Raw genomic sequence first — 23837 nt, 5'->3', positions numbered from 1 at the left:
AGTCCCATCTCGAAACCGCAGAACAGGCCGAAGACTCCCCGCCGGTTGAGGAGGGACGAAGTCCCATCTCGAAACCGCAGAACAGGCCGAAGACTCCCCGCCGGTTGAGGAGGGACGAAGTCCCATCTCGAAACCGCAGAACAGGCCGAAGACTCCCCCGCCGTGTCAACGGCACGCGAAAATTGACCAGTTCTCGGCACCTGAAAATTGACCACCTACGCGGTTGTTTGGCGGATCAGTCTTCTGTGTTGCTGGCTGCGGGGACGCGGCCGAGGTCTCGGTCTTTGAGCCGGTAGGAGTCGCCTTTGAGGGCGACGACTTCGGCGTGGTGGACGAGTCGGTCGATCATGGCGGCGGCGACGACGTCGTCGCCGAAGACCTCGCCCCACCGGCCGAACGGTTTGTTGCTGGTGACGATGAGTGAGGCGCGTTCGTAGCGGGAGGAGACGAGTTGGAAGAACAGGTTGGCGGCTTCGGGTTCGAAGGGGATGTAGCCGACCTCGTCGACGACCAGTAGCGGGTAGCGGCCGAGCCGGATGAGCTCGTCTTGGAGGCGTCCGGCGTGGTGGCCCTCGGCGAGCCGGGCGACCCATTGGCTGGCGGTGGCGAACTGGACGCGGTGCCCGGCTTGGCAGGCTCGGATGGCCAGGCCGGTGGCCAGGTGGGTCTTGCCGGTGCCGGGGGGTCCGAGGAAGACCACGTTCTCCCTCGCGGTGACGAAGTCCAGGGTGCCCAGGTGGGCGATCAGGTCGCGTTTGAGGCCGCGGGCGTGGTCGAAGTCGAACTCCTCCAGGCTCTTCCTTGCCGGGAACCGTGCCGCGCGGATGCGGCCCTCGCCGCCGTGGGACTCCCGGGCGGCGACCTCGCGTTGCAGGCAGGCGACCAGGAACTCCTCATGGGTCCACGACTCGGCCCGGGCCCGGTCGGCCAGCCGCGGGACCGCCTCGCGCAGCGTGGGCGCCTTCAACGCCCGGGTCAGGAACGCGACCTCCCCGGTCAGGTCCCGGCTTGCCGCTGTGGTCGTCTTGGGTGCGGTCATCACGCCACCCCGGGGTCGCCGGTGTCCAGGCCGGTGTCCAGGCCGGTGTCCAGGCCGAGGGCGGTGTCGTAGTCGCTCAGCGGCCGCTGCTCGACCTCGAGGTCCCGCACCGGCCGCAGCATGCCGACCCGTTCGCGGCGCAGCGTCGTGGCGGCCGCCACGTGGGCAGGGTCGTGGATCGTCTGGTGCCAGGCCCAGACCCGTTGATGGTCAGCGACCAGCCGGCCCTCACACACCGCGCGGACCCGGGACAGGTCCACGATGATCTCGACCCGGCGACCGATCGCCGCCGGGTGCACCGAGTAGTCGTTGGAGTCGATCCGGATGTAGTGATCCCGCGGCAGCCGGGTCGACCCGCGCCAGCCGGTCGCCGGCGGCACTGGCGGCAGGGCGAGCATCGCGCCCCGATCGGCGGTGATCCGCTCCGTCGGGGCACAACCCAACGCCCGCCTGGTGCGGGTGTTCACGACCTGCAGCCACGCCTGCAGCTGGGTGTTGAAGTCGTCGGGACCGGTGAACTCACGGCCGGGCAGGAACGAACGCTCCAGGTAGTCATGGGCCCGTTCGACCAGGCCCTTTGCTTCCGGATCGGCCGGCTTGCACACCAGCACCTTCGTGGCCAGGGTGCCCCGGAACGCCTGGCAGTCGCCGGTGAGCTCGACCTTCCCGCCACGCCACCGGCCGATCGCGCCCTCACCGTCCCAGACCAGCACCCGCGGTACCGCCCCCAACGACTCGATCAGCTGCCACCAGCCCGCATACAGGTCCGGTGCCGCCCGGGACGGGATCAGCACCGCTGAGAGCCAGCGGGAGTAGCCGGTGATCATGGTCAGCACCGGCAGCTGCGCCGGCCGGCGGGTCTGTCCGTACCCGACCGGCAGCCCGATCGGCGGGAACCACAGATCGCACTGGGCGATCTCCCCAGGCGCGTAACTGGTCCGGCCGGCCGGGTCCGGCGGCAGATAGACCGGCCGCAGCTCGGCCACCCGCGCCGACAGCACCCGGATCGACCGATCCCAGCCGATCCGCTCCGCGATCACCGTGGCCGGCATCCTCGGATACGCCCGCAACAGTTCCCGGATCCGCGGCTCCACCTCATCCACGATCGACCCCGCCGGCGCTCGCACGTACCTGGGCGCCGCGTCCGACGCCAGCGCCGTCCGCACCGTGTTCCTCGAGACTCCCATCACCCGCGCGACCTGCGAGATCGACAACCCCTCCGACCGCCGCAACCGGCGGATCTCGGCCCAGTCCTCCACGTTCAGCACCTACTTCCTCCCTGACTCGACTCGAGCCAGGCTCTCGGCGCAGGTGGTCAACTTTCGGGTGCCGCGCCCTGTTCAGTTTTCAGGTGCCGCCGACACGCCGGTTGAGGAGGGACGAAGTCCCATCTCGAAACCGCAGAACAGGCCGATGATCCGCTCATCTGGTTTCGAGACAGGCGCCAGCGCGCCTTCCTCAACCAGCGGTGGCGAGCAGGCGCGCTGGACTCCCCGCCGGTTGAGGAGGGACGAAGTCCCATCTCGAAACCGCGAAACAGGCCGAAGATCCGCTCATCTGGTTTCGAGACAGGCGCTAGCGCGCCTTCCTCAACCAGCGGTGGCGAGCAGGCGCTGGACTCCCCGCCGGTTGAGGAGGGACGAAGTCCCATCTCGAAACCGCGAAACAGGCCGAAGATCCGCTCATCTGGTTTCGAGACAGGCGCCAGCGCGCCTTCCTCAACCAGCGGCGGCGAGCAGGCGCCAAGCGCGCCTTCCTCAACCAGCGGCGGCGAGCAGGCGCCAGCGCGCCTTCCTCAACCAGCGGCGGCGAGCAGGCGCTAGCGCGCCTTCCTCAACCAGCGGCGGCGAGCAGGCGCTAGCGCGCCTTCCTCAGCCAGCGGTACGCGGCAGCCCCACGAGGCGGGCGGACTCCTCGCGGAGTCGGCGGGCGAGGTCGTCGTCCTGGGCGAGCGACGAGGGAGCGCGGGGAGTGAAGCGGTCGAAGTACTGGCCGGTCACGCCTTCGACGTCCGGTGAGACTGCCAGATGGGTCAGCGTGCGGCCGCCCTCGGCGGGTGAGAGCATCCGTCGCTTGGCGACCGCCAGGAAGGGTCGGGCGAACCACGGCGCGCCCGACCAGATGTCGGTGGCGACGCTGCCGGGGTGCACGGCGTTGACCGTGACGCCCGTACCTGCCAGCTCGGCGGCCAGAGAACGTGCGTAGAGCGCGTTGGCCAGCTTGGAGCGCGAGTAGGCCCGCATGATCGAGTAGCCGTGCGAGAAGCCGACGTCGCCCAGGTCGAGCGTGCCGTTGTAGTGGCCGACCGATGAGGTGATCACCACGCGCGACGGGGCCGAGCACATCAGCCGGGGCAACAGCTGCTCGGTCAGCAGGTAGCCGGCCAGGTGGTTGACCTGGAACGTCGACTCGAGGCCGTCGTCGGTCAGCTGGCGGCTCTTGAACACCGTGCCCGCGTTGTTGACCAGGACGTCGATCCGCTCCAGGTGCTCCAGCAGGTCCCGCGCCAGGCCGCGCACCGAGTCCAGGGACGCGAAGTCAGCCCGGTAGGTCTCCACTCGCGACGCGCCGGCCGCGCGGACCGCGACCGCCGCGTCTGCCAGTCGCACCTCGTCGCGCCCGACCAGGACCAGGTGGTGACCGTCGGCCCCGAGCTGGAGCGCCGACTCCAGCCCGATCCCGGCCGAGGCGCCGGTGACGATGACGGTCCTCATCACAGAGCCGCCGCGAGAGGTCACGGGCAGGAACCTAGACCTGTCCTCGCGGGAGTTCGAGAGCTGGGCGAAGAATTTCCGACCGATCGGTCAGAAACGCCGGTTCTTGCGGAACTGCCAGGGTCGGCCGTCGGGGTCCTGGACCACTCGCAGCGGCAGGCGGGCCCAGATCCGCGTGCGCAGGGGCAGGTCCGGCACCTCCAGTCTCCGCAGTCGGCCGGGCGGCCGCTCGCCGGCTCGACCGCCACGGTGCCAGGCCTCGAGGGCATCGGCGCTGGCGGCGTAGGCGGCCACCATGTCCTCGGGCTCGACACAGTCGGGGACGATCACGCGGAAGTCCTGGCCGTCCGACAGTGCGGCAGGGTCGCCGGGCAGCCGCCCGAGGTGCTCGGCAGCCAGCCGCAGCCGCAAGGCCTGCGCGTAGGGACTGACGTCACCGTCGGCGCGGTCGACGAGGGCTGCGGTCAGCTCGGAGTCGTGGGTCCACGAACGCCGGTTGAAGTTGTCGGAGCCGGTGGTCGCCCACACGTCGTCGATCAGGCAGACCTTGGCGTGCACGTAGACGGGGGTGCCGACCTCGTTCTCCAGCCCGTAGGCCGAGACCCGCCCGGGCGCGGCCTCCATCAGGTCGCGGATCGCTCGCTGTCGTCCCAGCAGCTGAGGGGTGCGCGAGGACCCCTCGAGGTCGGGGTACAGCGGCAGGACGCACATCAGGTGCAGTCCCGGGTTGTCGACCAGGGGGTCGAGGAAGGTGGCGGCGATCTCGTTGCCCCAGAAGTACTGGTCCTCCACGTAGATCAGCCGTCGCGCGAGCCCGGCCGCCTTCGCGTAGCCCAAGGCCACGCTGCGCTCGCCGCCGGGCGCGAACGGGTAGTCGCGAGCCTGGCGGAGGTTGGGGTAGGTCCGGAGCAGCTGGACCGCGTGGGTGCCGCCCGCGACCTGGGGAGGCGGAGGCTGCTGCGTGGGGAGCGGGTCCGGGCTGCGGTCGAGGCCTCGCACCTTGTCGGCAAGCCAGTGGTCGGGCCGACGGCTCAACGGCGCGGGATCCTCCCAGCGCTCCCGGAAGGTCGTCTCCACGTCGTGGACGGCCGGGCCCGTGATCGCGACCATCGCGTCGTGCCACGGCGGCCGGTCGCCGTACTCGCAGGCCAACGGCTCGTTCTGGGGGTCGCCCAGGTGCCGGTGATCGTCGCGTCGGGCGTGCGCGAGGTCGATGCCACCCACGAACGCGATGTCACGCGAGGCGTCGTCGCGGTGGCGGATGACCACGAACTTCTGGTGGTGCGAGCCTCCGTTGCGCACCCGCATGTCGAGCAGCGCCTCGGCACCACGGCTCTGCAGCTCCTCGCCGAGGGTGCGGTTCTCGCGCGAGAAGAAGCCGAACTTGTCCCAGTGCGAGCGCCAGATCAGACCGCGGACGTCGACGCCGCGCTCGTCGGCACGAGCCAGCACGTCGACGACCGAGCTGGTCGGGTCGTCGGCCACGAGCAGCTCGTCGGCGTCGCCCTGCCAGTCGGTGAAGAGCACGAGGTCGCTCTCACGCGTGGCTTCCAACCGGTCGTGGAGCTCGCGGAAGTACGCCACACCGTCGATCAGGGGCCAGCACCGGTTGCCCTCGGACCAGGCCCGGTCGGGGTGGACCCGGTCCACCCACGCAGCGTCGTTGTCACGCTCGGCGCGGGTCAGGAACCAGTCGGTCACCTCGGCCACACCGCATCACGCTAGCGCTGCGTCGTACGCCCTGGCTCACCCCATGGCGTGGACGCCGCCGGCCCATCGGCGCCGCAGCCAACGGTCGTGCGAGGCGAGGACCACGGCGCCCGGGCTGACGCCCAGGGCCTCCTCGATCTCGCCGGCCAGCGCCGGGGACAGATGGTTGGTCGGCTCGTCGAGCAGCATCAGGTCGGGCGCCCGGGCGACGGCGACCGCGAGGCCCAGGCGCCTTCTCTGCCCGACGGAGAGCGACCCGACCGGACGTTGGTGGTCGCGCGGGTGAACGAGCCCGAGCTCGCGCAGCGAGGGTGCGCCGTCGAGACCTGCGACGGCGTCGGCGTACAGGTCGGCCGCGCGGCGCGACGGCTCCGCGAACACCACGTCCTGAGCCAGCTCTGCTACCCGGCCGCCGACCGACACGGTGCCGGACGCCGGCACGATCCGGCCTGCGAGCACGCCGAGCAGGGTCGACTTGCCCGAGCCGTTGGGCCCGGTGACCAGGAGGTGCTCCCCCGCCTCGATGTCGAGCCCCTCGAGCCTGAGCCGGCCGGGGACGACGAGGTCTCGAAGCTGCACCAGTCGTCCCGGACCCGACTGTGCGGCCAGGCCGTGGCTGAAGCTCAGCTGCCTGGGAGGCTTGCGGACCTGCTCGCGTTCGGCCGCCTCCAGCCTGCGGTAGGCGTCCTTCTTGCGACGAGCCAAGGTGCTCTCGACCTTGGCGCCCTTGAACTTGTAGATGAACTTGTCGTTGTCGGTCGGGCCACGGTTGTGCGCGATGGCCGACGTGCCGATCCTCGTCGCGGCGCGCAAGCGGTCGAGCTCGTCCTGCTGCGCTGCGTAGGACTCCTCCCAGCGCCGACGCGCGTCCTCCCGCGCCGCGACGTAGTCGCTCCAGCCACCGCCGAACCGACGGCCGCCTTGACCATCGGTCCCGTACGCCGTCGGGTCGAGGTCGACCAGGTCGGTGCAGGCGTCGTCGAGCAGCACCCGGTCGTGGCTGGAGAGCAGCACCACTCCCGGCAGGTCGAGAAGGAACCGGGTGAGCACCTCGATCGCCTGGTCGTCGAGGTGGTTGGTCGGCTCGTCGAGGAGCAGGCAGGCCGGCCGCGTGGTCATCACGGTGGCCAGAGCCAGCCGGGTCCGCTCGCCTCCGGACAGGGTGCCGACGCGACGTTCGGGCTCCATGGCACTGAGGCCGAGCTCATGAGCGGCGACCTGCGCCCGCCGGTCGGCGTCCCACGCGTCGTGGTCGACGGCGTACTCGAGGGCTGCGGCATACGCCGCTCGGCCGGCGTCGTCGTGCAGGTCGCCGGCCAGCTCCTCGACGAGACTCACCGCCTCGCGGAGCGGACGGAGGGTCGCTGCCAGCACCTCGCCGATCGTGCGGTCGTCGCGAAACGGCGGCTCCTGACCGAGCAGCACGCGGTCGGGCGGTGCCTCGACGGTGCCTGACACCCGTGCCGACGCAGGAAGGCGCCCGGCTACGGCGCGCAGCAAGGTGGACTTGCCGGTGCCGTTCTCACCGACCAGCCCGATCCGGCGGCCGGGCTGGGCGACGAGGTCGATGCCCGACAGGGCAGTGGTGTCGCGGAAGGAGACCGAGAGGTCGCGGACGACGACCGGCGAGAGGGCAGACATGCGGAGTCCTGACTCTGGTGACGAAGGACTCGCCGGGCCCCGGAGTACGGGTTCAGCCTCGGACGCGAGTCGGGTCAGCCCTGGATCCACATGATGCGGACCAGGCTAGGCGCTGAACCCGCAACGTCGAAACCCGTTTAGCTGCGGTCCTGGTAGCGCGTCGCGAGCAGCTCCGCGCACCACGTCGTTGCCGATACCCGCCATGGCTCACCCATGGCGAGTTCGCTATGGGTCAGGCGAGCTTGCCGTCCAGCACTGTCGCCTTGCCACGCAGGAACGTCGCGACGACGCGGCCGGGCAGCTCGCGCCCGGCGTACGGCGTGTTGCGCGAGAGCGATGCGGTCTCGGATGAGTCGATGACGCGGCTGACGCTTGGGTCGAACAGCACCAGGTTGGCCGGGGCGCCGTCCTCGAGCGCCCGGCCGTGGTCGCTCAGGCGCCCGATGCGGGCCGGGGCGTAGGACATCCGCTCGGCGACACCCGCCCAGTCGAGCAGGCCGGTGTCGACCATGGTCTGCTGCACGACCGAGAGTGCTGTCTCCAGGCCGAGCATGCCGAACGCCGCCGCGGCCCACTCGCAGTCCTTGTCCTCGTGGGGGTGCGGTGCGTGGTCGGTGGCGACGATGTCGATCGTGCCGTCGGCCAGCCCGGCCCGCACGGCTTCGACGTCGGCCGCGGAGCGCAGCGGGGGGTTGACCTTGTAGATCGGGTCGTAGGTCGCCGCGAGCTCGTCGGTCAGCAGCAGGTGGTGAGGGGTGACCTCTGCGGTGACGTTCCAGCCGCGCGCCTTGGCCTGGCGCACGATCTCGACCGACCCAGCGGTCGAGACGTGGCACACGTGCAGTCGCGAGCCGACGTGGGCGGCCAGCAGGCAGTCGCGGGCGATGATCGCCTCCTCGGCGACCGCCGGCCAGCCGGCCAGCCCGAGGCGACCGGACAGCTCGCCCTCGTTCATCTGGGCGCCCTCGGTGAGCCGCGGCTCCTGGGCGTGCTGGGCGATCACGCCGTCGAAGGCCTTGACGTACTCCAGCGCCCGGCGCATCAGCAACGGGTCGCTCACGCACCTGCCGTCGTCGCTGAACACGCGCACGCGGGCCGCGGAGTCGGCCATGGCGCCGAGCTCGGCGATCCGCTCCCCCGCCAGCCCGACCGTCACCGCGCCCACCGGGAAGACATCGCAGTAGCCCGCCTCGCGGCCCAGCCGCCAGACCTGCTCGACCACGCCGGCGGTGTCGGCCACCGGCTCGGTGTTGGCCATCGCGTGCACGGCCGTGAACCCGCCCAGCGCCGCCGCGTGGGTGCCCGTCTCCACGGTCTCGGCGTCCTCGCGGCCGGGCTCGCGCAGGTGGGTGTGCAGGTCGACCAGACCTGGTAGGGCGATCAGTCCGGTGGCATCGATCACCTCGACGCCCTCGGTGGTCGAGCCTGTCGACACCACCCCGTCCTTGAGGACGAGGTCCTGCGGCTCGCCGCCGAGGACCGAGACGTTCTTGAGCAGGTACGTCGTCACGAGTGGTCTCCAGGGGTCTCGACAGGCTCGGCCAGCGACCCTGCGGGCTCGCTGCCGCCGAGCAGCAGGTAGAGGACGGCCATCCGTACGGCGACGCCGTTGGTGACCTGCTCGACGATCACCGAGCGTTGGCTGTCGGCGACGTCGGCGGTGATCTCCATGCCGCGCACCATCGGGCCTGGGTGCATCACGATCGTGTGGTCCTGCAAGGTGGCCATCCGCCGGCCGTCGAGGCCGTAGCGGCGGGAGTACTCGCGAGCGGTCGGGAAGAACCCGCCGTTCATCCGCTCGCGTTGGACCCGCAGCATCATCACCGCGTCGGCCTTGGGGATGACCGCGTCGAGGTCGTAGGACGTCTCCACCCCCCAGGTCTCGACGCCCACGGGGAACAGCGTCGGCGGGGACACCAGCGTGACCTCGGCGCCGAGCGTCTGCAGCAGCAGGGCGTTGGATCGGGCCACCCGCGAGTGGAGCACGTCACCGACGATGGCGATCCGCTGGCCGTCGAGGGTGCCGCCGTTGCGCGGCCCGAGGTGGCGCCACATGGTGAACGCGTCGAGCAGAGCCTGGGTCGGGTGCTCGTGGGTGCCGTCGCCGGCGTTGACCACCGAGGACCGTACCCAGCCGGAATGGGCCAGCCGGTGCGGTGCACCGCTCGCACCGTGCCTGATGACGACCGCGTCGGCGCCCATGGCCTCGAGGGTCAACGCGGTGTCCTTGAGGGACTCGCCCTTGGAGAGCGAGGAGCCCTTGGCCGAGAAGTTGATGACGTCGGCCGAGAGGCGCTTGGCGGCGGCCTCGAACGAGATCCGCGTGCGGGTGGAGTCTTCGAAGAAGAGGTTGACCACGGTGCGGCCGCGCAGAGCGGGCAGCTTCTTGATCGGCCGGTCCGCCAGCGAACGCATCTCGTCGGCGGTCTGCAGCACCAGCTCGGCGTCCTCGCGGGTCAGGTCGGCTGCGCTCAGCAGGTGGCGCTTCATCGGCCGGTCTCCTTGATGGTCTCCAAGATCGCGACGGAGTCCACCCCGTCGAGGGCCTCCAGGCTCACCCGCACCCGTTCCGCGAGCGAGGTCGGGAGGTTCTTGCCGACGAAGTCGGCACGGATCGGCAGCTCGCGGTGCCCGCGGTCGACCAGCACCGCGAGCTGCACGGCCTTGGGTCGACCGACCTCGGTCAGGGCGTCGAGCGCCGCTCGGATCGTGCGGCCGGAGTAGAGCACGTCGTCGACGAGCACGACCGTCTTGCCGTCGATGCCGCCGGAGGGGATGTCGGTCGGCATCAGGGTGCGCGCCGGCTTGAGCCTCAGGTCGTCGCGGTACATCGTCACGTCGAGCGAGCCGACCGGGACATGCACGCCCTCGACCGAGGCCATCCGCTCGGCGATCCGCTGGGCCAGGGGCACGCCGCGGGAGGGGATCCCGAGCAGCACCAGGTCGGCTGCCCCGCGGTTGCGTTCGAGGATCTCGTGGGAGATGCGGGTCAGGGCCCGGCTGATGTCACGGGCATCGAGGACGGTGCGAGAGCCGTCGGTCGTCGGTGTTGCGGGTGCAGGTTGGGCGCACACGTGCGGCCTGACCTCCTTCTCCGCCTCACAGGACGGCTCGTTAAAGGATGTCGCCAGACTGATCTGGCGCCGTCACCCTACACACGACTGCCAGGCCCGTGTGAAACGCTGCCTGCGTGTCAGGCCCACCCAGCACGAGAAGCGGCCGCCGCTACGCCGTCTCCGGCCGCGACCACACCGGCAAGACCACCATCTGCCACGCGGTCACCGCTCGGTTGCGGGCCCAGGGCGTCGATGCCCAGATGGTCGACGAGCAGTCGCGCCGCAGCGTCGCGCTGGCCGAGGGGCGCCGCGAGGTCGCTACCCAGCTCGACCTGTTCGCCCGCACGATCGTGGTCGAGCTCGAGGTGAGCCGGTCGACCGAGGTGGTGGTGTGTGATCGCTCGCTCGTCGACATCTTGGCCTACACCGACCTCTTGCCCGCCTCGGACGACCCCGTCGAGGCGGCGATGTGCCGGGCCATGGACGGGTTCGCCGAGCACTACCTGGCCACCTACGACGCGATTTTCTTGCCGTCGTGGCGGCTCGAGCCGATGGGACTCGACCCTCTGCGAGCACCGGTCCACCACCTCCAAGACGACCTCGAGGCGCACATCGAGCGCCGGCTGGCGGCTCATGCCGCGAGGGTCGTGCGCCTCCCCAGCCAGCCGAGCGCCGTCGACGACGTCGTCGCCCACATCCTCGACTCGCGCGGCTGAGACCCGCGCGACGTGCGGGTGCACGCACCCACCCCGACGTACCTTCCTCGGAACCGGGTCGCCGTACTCGCCTAGGTTGAGCCCCATGGCCACGGGCACCCACCACCACAACGACGACCCCCGCAACGCCGACATCCTGATCTGGGTCAACGGCGAGCTCACCCCACGTGCGCAGGCCGTCGTGTCGGTCTTCGACTCGGGGTTCGTGCTGGGCGACGGCGTCTGGGAGGGCATCCGGGTGGCCCACGGCCATCCGGCCTTCCTCGGCCTCCATCTCGACCGGCTGTTCCAGGGCGCGAAGGCCCTCATGCTCGATGTCGGGCTGAGTCGCGAGCAGCTCACGACGGCGATCTACGACACCATCCGGGCCAACCACATGGACGACGGCGTGCACATCCGCCTGATGGTGACGCGCGGCGTGAAGTCGACGCCCTACCAGGACCCACGGATGACGATCGGGCCGGCGACCGTGGTGATCATCGCCGAGCACAAGGAGCCGATGCCGGCGACGGTCACCGAGGGCATCACGCTGTTCACCACGCACGTGCGCCGCGCGACACCGGACACCCTCGACCCCAAGCTCAACGCACACTCCAAGCTCAACGACATCCAGGCCTGCATCCAGGCCTACACCGCGGGCGCCGACGAGGCGCTCATGCTCGACCCGCACGGGTTCGTGGCGACCTGCAACAGCACGCACTTCTTCTGCGTGGTCGCGGGCGAGGAGGGCCCGGAGGTGTGGACCTCCGACGGTCGGTTCTGCCTCGGCGGCATCACCCGCGCCAACGTGCTGCGCGTCTGCCGCGACAACGGCATCGCCGCACGCGAGACCACGTTCAGCCTGACCGACGTCTACTCCGCCTCTGAGGCGTTCGTGACCGGCACCTTCGCCGGGGTCGTTCCCGTGCGGTCGGTCGACGGGCGCACGATCGGCACGGGCGCGCGCGGGCCGGTCGTCGAGCGGCTCCAAGGGCTGTACGCCGAACTGGTGCGCACCGACGTCCGGTCTCGGTCGTGAGGTCTCGACCGGCTCGACCGACTGGAGAGGCCCGACCGACGCGGCTCGCGATGTGGTCCGGGCCGCGCAACATCTCCACCGCGATGATGCGCGCCTGGGAGAACCGGTCCGACACCGTGGTGGTCGACGAGCCGTTCTACGCGGCTTACCTCGCACGGACCCCAGGCTCCCGAGGCGACCATCCGGGCCGTGACGACGTGCTCGCCTCCCAGCCGACCGATCCCGCCGAGGTGGTGGCCGCGCTGGCCGCTCCCCTGCCCAGCGGCGTCGAGGTGCAGTACGTCAAGCACATGACCCACCACCTGCTGCCCGAGGACGACCTGGCCTGGGCGCGACCGCTGCGCAACGTGCTGCTGATCCGCACCCCGGATGAGGTGGTCGCGTCCTACCTCCGGTCGCGCGAGGTGTGCGAGCCCGAGGACATCGGGATCCTCCAGCAGGAACGGCTGCTCGACGAGCTGGGCGAGATGCCCATCGTCGACGCCGCTGACTTCCTGCGCGACCCGGAGTCCTACCTGAGGTGGCTGTGCGACTGGCTCGGCATCGCCTTCACCGACCAGATGCTCAGCTGGCCCGCGGGGCCACGCGAGAGCGACGGCGTGTGGGCACCGCACTGGTACGACGCCGTCTGGGCCTCGACCGGCTTCGATCCGTACCACCCACGTGGGGTCCACCTCGACGCTCGCGGTGAGTCGGTCGTCGAGGCCGTGCTCCCGGCCTACGAGCGGATGTACGCCCAGCGCCTCGTGCTCCGGTAGTCGTCTGCCCACTGCGTGGAGCCGATCTGAGGCTCGCCGAGATCACTCGAACGGGTTGGGCGTGGCCCCCGGCAGCTGGGCGAGCAGCTCTCGAGCCTGAGCGGCGACCTTGTGCTCGACGAGCACCTCGTACTTGGTCGCCACCACGGTGGCGATGGAGGAGAAGTCGCGCTGGCCGCGCGTCGCCGCGTATCCGACGAGGGCCCAGATGACGCCGAACAGAGCGCCGATCAGGACCGTGCTGATGATCACGCCGAGCGCACCCTCGTCGGTGAACAGGGCGAAGATCAGCCCGATGAACAGACCGAGCCAGATGCCGGAGACCAAGCCACCGACGGCCACTCGACCGGTGGTGAGGCGGCCGGTGATGCGCTCCACGCGCTTGAGGTCGGTGCCGACGATCATGCAGTTCTCGACCGGGAACTCCTTGTCGGACAAGAAGTCGACGGCCTTCTGCGCGGCCGCGTAGTCGTCGTAGACCGCCAGCGACTGCGGGAACTGCAGCTTCAACGGGGAGGCACTGGCACGCGGCAGACCGGAGGACATGCTCATGCGGCCAGTGTGCCAGCCCGCGTTCGGCGCTGCTCTCGGGCCGGGGTGGCCCGATCGATGGCGGCGGCACGCTCAGGAACTGCCGAGGTCGATGTCCTTGAGAGCGTGCTCGAGAGCCCGGTGGTAGGTCGGGTAGGCGAAGTGCATGGTCAGCAGGGTGGCGACCGGGATCTCGGCGTGCACGGCGACCTCGAGGAACGAGGCGATCTCGCCACCAGCCTCCGAGACCACGCAGCCGCCGACCAGGACCCCACGCTCGCGGTCGGCGACGAGCTTGATCATCCCCTCTTCCTTGGCCAACCAGCCACGGGCACCCAGATCGCCGGTGCCGATGGCGACGTCGATGCCCTGGTCGCGTGCGGCCTTCTCGCTCAGGCCGACCGACGCGATCTCGGGCGCGGTGAAGGTGACGTGCGGAACCGCGCGGTAGTCGGCCCACGGTCCGTCCTCACCGAGGATGTCGCGGACCGCGACCGCGGCCTGGTACATCGACACGTGCGTGTACGCGCCCTTGCCGGTGATGTCGCCGACGGCCCACAGCTTGTCGCCGGCCCGCATCCGCTCGTCGGTCTCGACCACCTTGAGCCCCTCACCCAGCCCGACGGTGTCGAGACCGATGTGGTCCAGGTTGGCCTGGCGCCCAGCGGCCACCAGGAGCTTGTCAGCGACGACGTCGCGCTGGTCCACGCGGAGGGTGAAGCCCGACTCGTCGTGACGCACCGAGCTGACCGACGCACCGGTCAGCACGGTGATGCCCTCGTCGGCGAAGGCCTTCTCCAGCAACGCCGACGCCTCCGGCTCCTCCACGGCGATGAGGCGGTCGGCCACCTCCACGACGGTGACCTCGACGCCGTACCTGGCGAAGACCTGCGCGAACTCGCATCCGATGGGCCCGCCGCCCAGCACGACCAAGGATCGCGGCAGCTCGGTCAGGGCCACCGCGTCGCGGTTGGTCCAGTACGGCGTGCCCGCCAGGCCCTCGACCGGCGGTGCGGCCGGATCGGTGCCGGTGTTGAGCACCACGCCCTTGCGGGCGGCGTACGTCGTGCCGCCGACCCGGACCTGGCCCGGTCCGACGAGCACCCCCCTGCCCCGCACGAAGCGGGCACCGTTGTCCTCGAGACGCTTCACGGCGACGGCGTCGTCCCAGTCGTCGGTGGCCTCGTCACGGATCCGTCGGGCGACCGCTCCCCAGTCGGGATCGACATGCGCCGTGCCGCCGAAGCGCGCGACCTTGTGCACGTCGGCGATCACATGAGCCGCGGCGATCATCATCTTCGAGGGCACGCAGCCGTAGTAGGGACACTCACCACCTACGAGACGGTCCTCGATGCCGATGACGTCGAGTCCGGCTCGGGCGAGCTTGATGGCAGCGTGCTCACCACCCGGGCCGAGACCGAGCACCACGACGTCGCAGTCGACCTCCGGCGTCTCCGGCACCTGCTGCGTCACCGCGCGGACAGGTGACGAGCACGGGCGAAACAGAACAGCCCGTAGCAGACGATGCCGGCCGCCATGACGACGAGCAGCACGACGCCGAACGGGTAGGTCAGCACCTTGTGCAGGGCCTGGTCGAGACCGCCGGACTTGCTGGCGTCGTGGGTGATGCCGCCGTACATGATCAGGCCGCCGACAATGGCGATCGCGATGCCTTTGCCGACGTAGCCGACCTTGCCGAACAGGAGGTAGGCCTTGCCGCTCTGACCCGACTTGCCCTCGGCGTCGAGGTGCTTGGCGTACTTCTCGGCGAAGCCCTTCCGCACGTGGTCGGCGCCGTAGATGATCACGGCGAGACCGATCGCCGCGATGATCCACTGGCCGGCCGGCCAGTCCATCACCGTCTTGGTCCACCTCGAGCCGCCGCCGGACTTGCCGGAGCCGATGGCGACCTGCAAGGCGGTGATCCCGACTGCGGCGTAGATGGCGGCCTTCATACCCGACACGACGCGCGCTTTCATGCGGTCGCTGCCCTCGTCCTTGTCCTGGTGCCCGAAGAACGCCTCCAGGAGTCGCCACAGCACCAGCAGGAACATGCCGACGACGATGGCCCACACGAGCACGTCGCCGAACGGCTGCTGGGCCAGCTCCTGCATGGCGCCCTTGTTGGAGGCCTTCTCACCCCGGTCGCCGAAGGCCAGCTGCAGCGCCAGCCAGCCGACCAACAGGTGCACGATGCCGTAGGCCACCAGGCCCGCCCGGATCGCGACATCCATCCAGTCGCTGTTGTGGGCCTCCCTGCCCAGCTGTTGAGCTTGGTCGGTCATGTCTCCCATGCGAGCCAACCTAGCCGCGAGGCCGCGTTGCCAGTCCACCCTGAAGGGGGTCAGGCGCCGATCTCGTCCTTCTCGCGCAGCATCGCGCCGAGGACCCCGTTGACGAACGCCGGCGAGTCGTCGGTCGACAGCTCGCGCACCAGCGAGACGGCCTCGTCGACGGCTACGGCGTCGGGCACGTCGTCGGCCCAGAGCAGCTCGAAGACGCCGATCCGCAAGGCCGTGCGGTCCACGGCGGGCATCCGGTTCAGCGCCCACCCCTGGGAGTAGCGGGTGAGCAGCTCGTCGATCCGTGCCTGGTGCTCGGCGACGCCGTTGACCAGCAGCGCGGTGTAGGGGTTGTGCGGCCCGTCGCCGCTCTCCTGGGCTCGGGTCATGGACTCGACGGGATCCTCGCGCCGCAGCTCGGCTGCGTAGAGGATGTCGAGTGCCCGCTTGCGGGCGCGAGTGCGGGCTGGCACGGGTCAGTGGTCTCCGGGTCGCGACTCAGCCGGTGACGCGGCCGAGGTAGGACGAGTCGCGGGTGTCGACCTTGATCTTCTCGCCGGTCGTGATGAACAGGGGCACGTTGACCGTCGCGCCGGTCTCGACCGTCGCGGGCTTGGTGCCGCCGGTGGAGCGGTCGCCTTGGAGCCCTGGCTCGGTGTAGGTCACCTCGAGCTCGACCGAGGCCGGGAGCTCGATGTAGAGGACGCGGCCCTCGTTGGTCGCGACGATCGCCTCCTGGTTCTCCAGCAGGAAGTTGGAGGCGTCGCCGAGAACGTCGGGGCTCACCTCGAGCTGGTCGTAGGTGCCGGTGTCCATGAACACGTAGGACGTGCCGTCGTTGTAGAGGTACTGCATGGTGCGCTTGTCGACGTTGGCCACCTCGACCTTCACGTCGGCGTTGAAGGTTTTGTCGACGGTCTTGCCGGACTCGACGTTCTTCAGCTTGGTGCGAACCACCGCACCGCCCTTGCCGGGCTTGTGGTGCTGGAACCAGGTGACCTGCCAGAGCTGGCCGTCGAGGTTGAGCACCATGCCGTTCTTGAGGTCGTTGGTCGTCGCCATGCGCGCGGATCTGCCTTCGTGTTGAGGATCAAAGCTTCAGGGCCCAGCTCTCGTCATGGACCAGCGCAGGAGTCTAGTCGCTGCCCGTGATGCGATCAGAATCCCGAGCCGGCCGGGGTGTCTGGTCCGCGCGCGTCCCTTGGTCTGCACGACAAGGGGTGGTCCGTCCGCACGCGTCCCTGACTACCCGATGGTTGAGGAGGGACGAAGTCCCGTCTCGAAACCGCAGAACAGGTCGATGATCCCCTCACCCGGTTTCGAGACAGGCGCCAACGCACCTTCCTCAACCAGCCGTGACAAGACAGACGCGCTGGACTCCCCGCTGGTTGAGGAGGGACGAAGTCCCGTCTCGAAACCGCAGAACAGGTCGATGATCCCCTCACCCGGTTTCGAGACAGGCGCCAGCGCGCCTTCCTCAACCAGCCGTGACAAGACAGACGCGCTGTGGTCTGCACGACGAGCGCAGGAGCGCAGCGACCGGAGCGAGGAGGAAGACCAAGGGTCATAGCGCGCGGACATGCGAGCGAAGCGAGCCAATACGGCAGAGCATCACAGTGCCGCGAGCGCCTCCCGGTACCCGTCGACGCCCTTGCCGACCACGACTGCCTTGGCGTGCGGGGTGACCAGGGAGGTGTGCCGGAACTCCTCGGGTCGCTGGCTCGGGTCGCTGAGGTGCACCTCGACGAGGGGTCCGGTCAGCTGTGCGCAGGCGTCGTAGAGAGCCAGCGAGTAGTGGGTCCAGGCACCGGCGTTGAGCACGACCGGGGTGCCGTCGTCGGCGGCCTGGTTGAGCCAGTCGAGCAGCTCGCCCTCGTGGTTGGTCTGGCGTACCTCGACCTCCTGTGCCAGCTCGCGGCCCCAATCGATGCAGAGCTCGACCAGCTCGTGGTAGGTCGCGCGGCCGTAGATCTCGGGCTCGCGCCGCCCGAGGCGGGCAAGGTTGGGTCCGTTGAGCACGAGCACCTTCACGATTCACTCCCCGTCATCACGCGGTAGGCCGCGCGCAGCATGTCCTCCGATGGGTCGGCCAGCACCTGAGGTGCGCCGACCCCGGACAGTACGACGAACCGCAAGCGGCTGCCACGGGCCTTCTTGTCGACCGCCATGGCATGACGTAGCTCCTCGAAGGACGCGCCGTACCAGCGGATGGGCAGTCCCACCCGGGCGAAGAGCGTGCGGTGACGGTCGGCCGTGGCGTCGTCGAGGACTCCGGCCTGCCGGGCGAGCTCGGCGACGAAGACGCTCCCGATGGCGACCGCCTCGCCGTGGCGGACCTGGTAGTCGCTGGCGCGCTCGATCGCGTGGGCCATCGTGTGCCCGTAGTTGAGGATCTCGCGTCGGCCGGACTCCTTGAGGTCGTCGACGACGACGTCGATCTTGACCTGGATGGCGCGCTCGACCAGCTCGCGCAAGACGTCTGAGTCGGCGGTGATGGTGTCGGGATCGGTGCGCTCGACGAGGTCGAGGATGACTGGGTCGGCGATGAACCCGCACTTGATCACCTCGCCGAGCCCGGCCACCAGCTCGTCGCGGGGCAGGGTGTCGAGGAGGGTGAGATCGCACAGCACGCCGGCGGGCTCGTGGAAGGAGCCGACGAGGTTCTTGCCCGACCCCGTGTCGATGCCGGTCTTGCCGCCCACCGCCGCGTCGACCATGGCCAGCAGGCTGGTGGGCACGTGCACGACCCGCACCCCGCGCAGCCAGGTCGCGGCGACGAACCCGCCCAGGTCGGTGGTCGCACCCCCGCCGAGGGCCACCACGGCATCGGAGCGAGTGAAGCCCAGGCGACCGAGGGACTCCCAGCAGTCGGCCGCGACGGGCGCGGTCTTGGCGGCCTCGCCGTCGGGCACGGGCAGCAGGTGCACGTCGTAGGCACCCAGCTGCGAGCGGGCGCGGTGGGCGAGCTCGCCGAGGGTGGCGGCGTGGATCAGCGCAACCCGCTCGGGTTGGTCGCCCAGCACGCCGGGGAGCCGGTCGAGGAGGTCGTGGCCGACCACGACGTCGTACGGCGAGGCGCCGCCGACGTGGAGCATGGTGGCGCCCATCAGGCGACGCGCCCGAGGATCTCGGCGGCGACTTCCTCCGGAGTGCGCCCGTCGGTCTCGACGCTCTCGGTCGCGACCGCCTCGTAGATCGGGGTGCGCTCGTCGAGCAGCGCCTTGATCCGAGACCTCACGTTGCCCAGGAGCAGGGGCCTGGAGGTGCCGAGACCGACGCGCTTGACGGCCTCGGCCAGACCGACGCGCAAGAAGATGACCCGGTGACCGGCGAGACGCTCACGGGTTGCCGCATCGAGTACGGCTCCTCCGCCGAGCGAGAGCACCCCGTCGTGCTCGGCGAGTGCCGTGGCGACGGCGGCCGACTCGAGGGCGCGGAAGTAGTCCTCGCCCTCGTCCACGAAGATCTCGGAGATCGGGCGGCCGTCGGTCGCCTCCACGTCTGCGTCGGTGTCGCGTGCGGTCGTGCCCCAGGCGTCGGCCAGCAACCCGGCCACCGTGGTCTTCCCGGAGCCCATGGGGCCGACGAGCACGACGGCTGGTCGGTGGTCGGGACCCGCGAGACTCACCGGAACCTCAGGGTGTCCAGGTAGCTCTCGACGTTGCGCCGGGTCTCGGTGACCGAGTCACCGCCGAACTTCTCCAGGACCGCGTCGGCGAGCACCAGCGCCACCATCGCCTCCGCGACGATGCCGGCGGCGGGTACGGCGCACACGTCGGACCGCTGGTGGTGTGCCACGGCCCCCTCGCCCGTCGAGACGTCGACGGTGCGCAGCGCCCGGGGCACCGTGGCGATCGGCTTCATCGCGGCACGGACCCGCAGCGTCTCACCCGTGGTCATGCCGCCTTCGGTGCCACCCGAACGACCCGACGTACGGCGGATGCCATCGTCGGTGGGCACGATCTCGTCGTGTGCGCGGGAGCCCGGCGTCGCGGCCAGCTCGAACCCGTCGCCCACCTCGACGCCCTTGATGGCCTGGATGCCCATCAGCGCGCCCGCCAGGCGAGCATCGATGCGACGGTCCCAGTGGACGTGTGAGCCCAGCCCTGGCGGCAGCCCGTGGACCACGACCTCGACCACGCCCCCGAGCGTGTCGCCGTCCTTGTGGGCCTGGTCGATCGCGGCCACCATCTTCTCGCTGGCGGTCGCGTCGAGGCATCGCACGGGATCGGCGTCGAGGGCAGGGACGTCATCGATCGTCGGGATGCTGCCCGCGGGTGCGGGCACACCGCCGAGCTCGACGACGTGGGAGACCACATCGGCGCCGACGGCCTGCCGGAGGAACGCGGATGCGACCCGGCCCAGGGCGACCCGGGCCGCCGTCTCGCGGGCCGATGCGCGCTCGAGGACTGGCCGGGCCTCCCCGAAGTCGTACTTCTGCATACCGACCAGGTCGGCGTGACCCGGACGTGGACGGGTCAGCGCGGCGTTGCGGGCCAGCGCGTCGAGCTCGACGGGATCGATCGGGTCGGCCGACATCACCTGCTCCCACTTGGGCCACTCGGTGTTGCCGATCTCGATCGCCACGGGCCCGCCCTGGGTCTGCCCGTGGCGGACCCCGCCGACGAACCGGACCTCGTCCTGCTCGAACTTCATGCGGGCTCCGCGGCCGTGACCCAGGCGACGTCGAGCCAGGGCGTCACGAAGGTCGTCGGTGGTGACGGCGACGTGCGCGGGCAGCCCTTCGAGGATGGCGACGAGGAGCGGGCCGTGGGACTCGCCCGCGGTGAGCCAGCGCAACATGGGCTCAGTCTTCCACGCACGGCTCGAGGCTCTGCCGACCCGTCAGCCGTTGGTGAGACTGCTGACCCACTCGGCGCCGAGCAGTCCGAGCAGGGCCCCCACCAGCATGAACGGTCCGAACGGCACCGCCTTGCGGCGCACGAGCCGCACCAGGGCGAGCAGCGCACCGCCGAACCCGCCGAGCAGGAAGCCGGCGTAGATCCCGACGACGAGCTCGGCCGTGCCGACGTAGCCCAAGGCGATGCCGAGCACGCCCGAGAGCCGCACGTCACCGAAGCCCAGGCCGCGCGGGTAGACGAACCAGAGGACGTAGTAGAGGAGACCGGCACCGACGAACCCGACGCCCGCGCGCACCAGGTCACCCCAGTCCTGGGTGAACGCCGCCGCGACCAGCACCAGGAGGACGACGACGGCGTAGGTGCGCACGATCAGCCAGGTCGGCAACAGCCGCGTGCGCCAGTCGATGAGGCCCAGCGCCGTGCCGAGGGGCACCAGGGGCAGCCAGACGACAAGAGCCCACTGCCAGCCGAGAGAGAGGCCGACCAGTCCGCCTGCGACGGCGCCGACGACACCGGTCTTCCATGCCAGCCCGGGCAGGCCTGCGATCGCGGCGTACTCCTCCTTGGGGGGCTCCTCGACCTCGGAGCTACCTTCGAACCTCGGCGCCGCGTCTGTGCCAGCGCCAGTGCCAGTACCAGCGCCTGCTTCGCCGAGGGTGTCCTCCAGCGAGGGCTCCGGCTCGGGCTCCGGTTCGGGTACGCGCTCGATGATGCGCGGCACCAGGACCCCGGCCGCCGCCGACACCAGCGCGCCGACGACCGCCGTGTCGACGTTCGAGGCCCAGTCCATGCCCGGACCCTAGCGACCGCCGCCCCTCGCCGCGTGAGTTGCTTGAAATGCCTCGCCGAGTTGCTTCACCTGCATTCCCGAGCTGCGCCACGGAGCTGCGCGAGCTGCCGGACGTGGCAGGCCCAGTGGCGACAAGAGCCGAGCGGAGTCGCCTGGAGAGCACTCCGGTCGCGGCCGCGAGGAGCCCCGTGCGTTTCGAGCAACTCGCCTCAGGGGAGGGCGCCGCGCATGGCGGGGAGGGAGGCCGGGCGGCCGGTGAACTGCTCGAACTGGAGGGCGGCCTGGTGGACGAGGAGGTCGAGACCCGTGACGAGCACCTGGGGCACGGGCGAGGCGAGGGCGGCTTCGGCCAGGGGTGTGGGCCACGGGTGGTAGACGACCTCGAACACCACGCGTACGCCGGCACAGCGCTGCACCAGAGCCGGCGTCTGCGCCGCAGCAGGGATCGTCGAGACGACAACCTCTCCGAGGACCTCGCCGTCCTGGAGCGAGACGACCTCCACGTCAGGCTGAGACGGGTGTCGCGCGAGCGCCGCGAGGGTCTCGGCGGCCCGCGCCTGCTCACGCACCAGCAGCCGCAGGGTCCGCGCACCCAGTCCCGCCAGGGCGAGCCCCACGGACGCCGCGGTCGCGCCGCCGCCGACCACGGTGGCGGCCCTCAGCTGACCGGTCCAGCGCTCGCGCAGGGCCGAGGCAGCGCCGGGCACATCGGTGTTGTCGGCGTGCCAGCGACCATCCTCGTGCACCAGCGTGTTGGCGGCTCCGGCCATCGTCGCCATGGGTGAGACGGTGTCGGCCAACTGCAGGGCCTCGCGCTTGAGCGGCGCGGTGATCGACAAGCCGCGCCACTGCGGCCCCAGGCCGTCGACGAACCTCGCCAGCCCGCCGGCTGGCACGCGGTGCGCGTCGTACTCCCAGTCCAGGCCCCACGCCGCGTAGGCCGCGCGGTGCAGCACCGGAGAGAGCGAGTGGGCGATCGGGTCGCCCAGCACTCCACACTTCACCGGCGCCTCCCAGGCATCAGCTCGCGTTCAGCAGCGGTCGGACTGGGTCTCGCAGTACTGGACGTACTCGGCCTTGAACTGCAAGAACTCGTCGTAGCTGTCGGTGAACCTCGTCTCGCCGGTGGCCAGGTTGACGGTCACGTAGAAGAACCAGGGCCCGTCCTCGGGGTTGAGTGCGGCCTTGATCGCGTCGTCACCCGGCGCCTCGATCGGCGTGGGCGGCAGGCCCTTGTGGGAGTAGAGGTTGTAGGGCGAGTCCTCGACCGAGGCCTTGTCCTCGTCGGTGATCACCGTCGAACCGCTGCGCCCAAGGGCGTAGTTCACGCTGGCGTCGATCTGCAGGAACCCGGCGGACGGGTTGGGGTCGATGTCGAGCCGGTTGTAGATCACCCGGCTGATCTTGGCGCGGTAGTCGCCACGCCCCTCCGCCTCGATCAGGCTGGCGATCGTCATGATCTCTGCCGGCGTGTGGCCCAACGCGGCCGCACCATCCTCGAGCCCCGCGTCATCAGCCGCCTGGCGCCAGCGGTCGACCATCTTCTTCAGCATGTCGGCGGGCTTGTCGGTGGGCCCGAAGTCGTAGGTCGAGGGGAACAGGTACCCCTCGGGGTTGCCGTTGGCGTAGTCGGGCAGCCCGAGCTTGGCGGGGTTCTTCAACGCCTTCTGGAAGGCCTTGGCCGGGAACTTGGTGGCCTTGGCGAGCCGGGCGACGATCTGCTTGACCTGGAAGCCCTCGGGGATGGTGACGGTGTTCTTGATGATGTTGGCCGGGTTCTTCAAGATCGCGAACGCATCGGCGGCGCGCATCTGCTTCTTCAGCTCGTAGTAGCCGACCTGGATGCCGGACTCCCCGTTGGCTGCGTCGATGAAGGCATCGACGGACTCGACCACGCCCTTGGCCTTGAGGTTGCGACCGATCTGTCCGACGGTGTCGCCCGACTCGACCTGGAAGATGACCTTGCCCTGTCCCGGGCCGGGGTAGTCGGCCGCCGAGGAGAACTGGTCGCGGATGAACTCCGCCCCCTTGGTCACCCCGTAGTAGGCGCCGCCGGCGATGAGCGCCAGGGCGACCAGCGCGGCCAGGCATCCGGGGATGCTCCGCCCCCGCCGCTTGCGCCGTCCGCCGTCGGGCGGGAAGTCCTGCTCGTCGGCATCGTCGCCGTGAGCATAGGTGTCCTCTGGGTCCTCGAGGCCGTACGTCGCGTCACGGTCGCTCATCGGTCTCCTCGTGGGCGGTGTCGGGGGCGTGGACGAGTTCGCCGGGGGGTGTCCCCGTGGCCCGCTCGGTGTCGAGCGCTTGCTGCAGGATCACCACCGCGGCGGCCTGGTCGACGACGGCGCGCCGGGCCTGGCCCTTCACCCCTCGGTCGCGCAGCATAGCCTCCGCAGAAACCGTGGTCAGGCGCTCGTCGACGAGCCGCACCGGCACGGGGGCCAGCACACGCGCGAGCCGCTGCGCCCACAGCCGCGTCTTCGCCGCTGCCGGGCCCTCGCCGCCGGACAGCGAGCGAGGTAGTCCCACGACGACCTCGACGGCCTCGTGCTCGGCCACGATCCGGCCGATCCGGCGCAGGTCGCCACCCCCGCGCCGCACGGTCTCCACCGGGGTGGCGAGGAAGCCCGTCGGGTCGCTGCGTGCGACCCCGATCCGGGCGTCACCCGGGTCGAGGCCGAGGCGTACGCCGTGCCTCACCGACCGATCACCAGCCAGTCACC

24 protein-coding genes are annotated in these 23837 nt (G+C 70.4%); 3 read left to right on the top strand and 21 right to left on the bottom strand.

Translation table 11 applies throughout. The annotated features are described in order from the left end of the window. Positions 1–235 precede the first annotated feature (235 nt). The 8 genes from istB to pyrR all read right to left on the bottom strand — a co-directional run bounded on the left by istB (position 236) and on the right by pyrR (position 10178). Entirely contained in the window at positions 236–1039 is an 804-nt protein-coding gene (istB, locus tag ISU10_RS20755; RefSeq protein ID WP_194698355.1) for an IS21-like element helper ATPase IstB, read from the bottom strand. Next, positions 1039–2307, bottom strand: a complete 1269-nt coding sequence (istA, locus tag ISU10_RS20750; RefSeq protein ID WP_370865762.1) for an IS21 family transposase — start codon at positions 2305–2307, stop codon at positions 1039–1041. The genes istB and istA overlap by 1 nt, the downstream gene beginning before the upstream one ends. A 603-nt stretch (positions 2308–2910) precedes the next feature. Continuing rightward, positions 2911–3777 carry an SDR family oxidoreductase gene (locus ISU10_RS20745; RefSeq protein WP_370865761.1) on the bottom strand — a complete coding sequence of 289 codons (867 nt, stop codon included), beginning with the start codon at positions 3775–3777 and terminating at the stop codon, positions 2911–2913. A 66-nt stretch (positions 3778–3843) separates the two neighbouring features. Continuing rightward, a complete protein-coding gene (locus tag ISU10_RS24265) occupies positions 3844–5463 on the bottom strand; it encodes a phospholipase D family protein (protein WP_194698354.1) in 1620 nt (539 codons plus the stop codon). Between the two features lie 36 nt (positions 5464–5499). Further along, positions 5500–7104 (bottom strand): ABC-F family ATP-binding cassette domain-containing protein, encoded by a 1605-nt coding sequence (locus ISU10_RS20735; RefSeq protein ID WP_194698353.1) that lies wholly within the window; start codon positions 7102–7104, stop codon positions 5500–5502. 232 nt (positions 7105–7336) lie between these two features. Further along, a complete protein-coding gene (locus tag ISU10_RS20730) occupies positions 7337–8614 on the bottom strand; it encodes a dihydroorotase (RefSeq protein ID WP_194698352.1) in 1278 nt (425 codons plus the stop codon). Beyond that, positions 8611–9594: an aspartate carbamoyltransferase catalytic subunit gene (locus tag ISU10_RS20725; RefSeq protein WP_194698351.1), complete on the bottom strand. Its 984-nt coding sequence runs from the start codon at positions 9592–9594 to the stop codon at positions 8611–8613. The genes ISU10_RS20730 and ISU10_RS20725 overlap by 4 nt, the downstream gene beginning before the upstream one ends. After that, the gene (gene pyrR / locus ISU10_RS20720) at positions 9591–10178 is read right to left on the bottom strand and encodes a bifunctional pyr operon transcriptional regulator/uracil phosphoribosyltransferase PyrR (RefSeq protein ID WP_194698350.1); all 588 of its coding nucleotides are present in this window, start codon (positions 10176–10178) and stop codon (positions 9591–9593) included. The genes ISU10_RS20725 and pyrR overlap by 4 nt, the downstream gene beginning before the upstream one ends. Before the next feature lie 116 nt (positions 10179–10294). Here pyrR and ISU10_RS20715 point away from each other — a divergent pair, with 116 nt between their 5' ends. From ISU10_RS20715 to ISU10_RS20705, 3 genes are all read left to right on the top strand, one after another. Beyond that, positions 10295–10876, top strand: coding sequence for an AAA family ATPase (locus tag ISU10_RS20715; RefSeq protein ID WP_194698349.1), 582 nt, complete (start codon positions 10295–10297; stop codon positions 10874–10876). Between the two features lie 85 nt (positions 10877–10961). Next, positions 10962–11894, top strand: a complete 933-nt coding sequence (locus ISU10_RS20710; protein ID WP_194698348.1) for an aminotransferase class IV — start codon at positions 10962–10964, stop codon at positions 11892–11894. A gap of 50 nt (positions 11895–11944) precedes the next feature. Further along, positions 11945–12652, top strand: a complete 708-nt coding sequence (locus ISU10_RS20705; RefSeq protein ID WP_194698347.1) for a sulfotransferase-like domain-containing protein — start codon at positions 11945–11947, stop codon at positions 12650–12652. A gap of 42 nt (positions 12653–12694) precedes the next feature. On the opposite strand, the gene ISU10_RS20700 is transcribed toward ISU10_RS20705, so the two are convergent. The 13 genes from ISU10_RS20700 to ruvX form a co-directional block, all read right to left on the bottom strand. Beyond that, complete coding sequence (locus ISU10_RS20700; RefSeq protein ID WP_228501549.1) at positions 12695–13198, bottom strand: YflT domain-containing protein; 504 nt, start codon at positions 13196–13198, stop codon at positions 12695–12697. Positions 13199–13276: 78 nt separating this feature from the next. After that, the gene (locus ISU10_RS20695) at positions 13277–14656 is read right to left on the bottom strand and encodes a dihydrolipoyl dehydrogenase family protein (RefSeq protein WP_370865760.1); all 1380 of its coding nucleotides are present in this window, start codon (positions 14654–14656) and stop codon (positions 13277–13279) included. Continuing rightward, on the bottom strand, positions 14653–15477 hold the full coding sequence (locus ISU10_RS20690; RefSeq protein WP_194698345.1) for a DUF1206 domain-containing protein: 825 nt from the start codon (positions 15475–15477) through the stop codon (positions 14653–14655). Before ISU10_RS20690 ends, ISU10_RS20695 begins: the two co-directional genes overlap by 4 nt. A gap of 50 nt (positions 15478–15527) precedes the next feature. After that, positions 15528–15938 carry a transcription antitermination factor NusB gene (gene nusB / locus ISU10_RS20685; protein ID WP_194698344.1) on the bottom strand — a complete coding sequence of 137 codons (411 nt, stop codon included), beginning with the start codon at positions 15936–15938 and terminating at the stop codon, positions 15528–15530. Positions 15939–15963: 25 nt separating this feature from the next. After that, entirely contained in the window at positions 15964–16527 is a 564-nt protein-coding gene (gene efp / locus ISU10_RS20680; RefSeq protein WP_194698343.1) for an elongation factor P, read from the bottom strand. A gap of 549 nt (positions 16528–17076) precedes the next feature. After that, positions 17077–17496 (bottom strand): type II 3-dehydroquinate dehydratase, encoded by a 420-nt coding sequence (locus ISU10_RS20675; RefSeq protein WP_194698342.1) that lies wholly within the window; start codon positions 17494–17496, stop codon positions 17077–17079. Further along, the gene (gene aroB / locus ISU10_RS20670) at positions 17493–18572 is read right to left on the bottom strand and encodes a 3-dehydroquinate synthase (protein WP_194698341.1); all 1080 of its coding nucleotides are present in this window, start codon (positions 18570–18572) and stop codon (positions 17493–17495) included. Before aroB ends, ISU10_RS20675 begins: the two co-directional genes overlap by 4 nt. Continuing rightward, positions 18572–19042, bottom strand: a complete 471-nt coding sequence (locus ISU10_RS20665; RefSeq protein WP_194698358.1) for a shikimate kinase — start codon at positions 19040–19042, stop codon at positions 18572–18574. Before ISU10_RS20665 ends, aroB begins: the two co-directional genes overlap by 1 nt. 47 nt (positions 19043–19089) lie before the next feature. After that, on the bottom strand, positions 19090–20268 hold the full coding sequence (gene aroC, locus ISU10_RS20660) for a chorismate synthase (protein WP_194698340.1): 1179 nt from the start codon (positions 20266–20268) through the stop codon (positions 19090–19092). Between the two features lie 42 nt (positions 20269–20310). Continuing rightward, positions 20311–21117: a prepilin peptidase gene (locus ISU10_RS20655; RefSeq protein WP_194698339.1), complete on the bottom strand. Its 807-nt coding sequence runs from the start codon at positions 21115–21117 to the stop codon at positions 20311–20313. A 209-nt stretch (positions 21118–21326) separates the two neighbouring features. Continuing rightward, entirely contained in the window at positions 21327–22121 is a 795-nt protein-coding gene (locus ISU10_RS20650; protein WP_370865759.1) for a shikimate dehydrogenase, read from the bottom strand. Positions 22122–22148: 27 nt separating this feature from the next. Then, positions 22149–23339: an endolytic transglycosylase MltG gene (gene mltG / locus ISU10_RS20645; protein ID WP_194698338.1), complete on the bottom strand. Its 1191-nt coding sequence runs from the start codon at positions 23337–23339 to the stop codon at positions 22149–22151. Continuing rightward, entirely contained in the window at positions 23326–23814 is a 489-nt protein-coding gene (gene ruvX, locus ISU10_RS20640) for a Holliday junction resolvase RuvX (protein WP_194698337.1), read from the bottom strand. The genes mltG and ruvX overlap by 14 nt, the downstream gene beginning before the upstream one ends. Positions 23815–23837: the final 23 nt, after the last annotated feature.

Origin of the sequence: Nocardioides agariphilus (assembly GCF_015352445.1) — a bacterium.
Classification (GTDB): Bacteria; Actinomycetota; Actinomycetes; order Propionibacteriales; family Nocardioidaceae; genus Nocardioides; species Nocardioides agariphilus.
The sequence above is the reverse complement of the archived record's forward strand: the minus strand, read 5'-3'. Positions and strand labels throughout refer to the sequence as shown.